Source organism: Corynebacterium sp. ACRPJ, assembly GCF_022347345.1.
Lineage (GTDB): Bacteria > Actinomycetota > Actinomycetes > Mycobacteriales > Mycobacteriaceae > Corynebacterium > Corynebacterium tuberculostearicum_D.
In genome coordinates this window covers 1-631 of the sequence record NZ_JAKRNC010000042.1, presented here as the reverse complement: position 1 = coordinate 631, position 631 = coordinate 1, and the positions used below count along the sequence as shown (strand labels likewise).

1 rRNA gene is annotated in these 631 nt (G+C 54.0%); it reads right to left on the bottom strand.

The window, feature by feature from the left end:
- Nucleotides 1–631: ribosomal RNA gene (locus MHY08_RS11615) — 23S ribosomal RNA — on the bottom strand; the annotation flags it as partial.

Genomic DNA, 631 nt, shown 5'->3' with positions numbered 1-631 from the left:
AAAATGTTTGCCGCGGCTTCGGCGGTGTACTTGAGCCCCACTGAATTGTCGGCGCAGAACCACTCGACCAGTGAGCTATTACGCACTCTTTCAAGGATGGCTGCTTCTAAGCCAACCTCCTGGCTGTCTTCGCGATCCCACATCCTTTTCCACTTAGTACACCCTTAGGGGCCTTAACCGGCGATCTGGGCTGTTTCCCTCTCGACTATGAAGCTTATCCCCCACAGTCTCACTGCCGTACAACACAATTAGCGGCATTCGGAGTTTGGCTGACATTGCTAAGATTGTAGTCCCGCTCAACCAACCAGTCGCTCTACCTCCACCAAGCTATAATACGACGCTGCACCTAAATGCATTTCGGGGAGAACCAGCTATCACGGAGTTTGATTGGCCTTTCACCCCTACCCACAGCTCATCCCCGCAGTTTTCAACCTACGTGGGTTCGCGCCTCCACAACCTCTTACAGCTGCTTCACACTGGCCATGGGTAGATCACCCCGCTTCGGGTCCAGGACATGCCACTTTACACCCCATTAGGATTCGGTTTCCCTACGGCTACCCCACACGGGTTAACCTCGCGACATGCCGCTGACTCGCAGGCTCATTCTTCAAAAGGCACGCCATCACACACA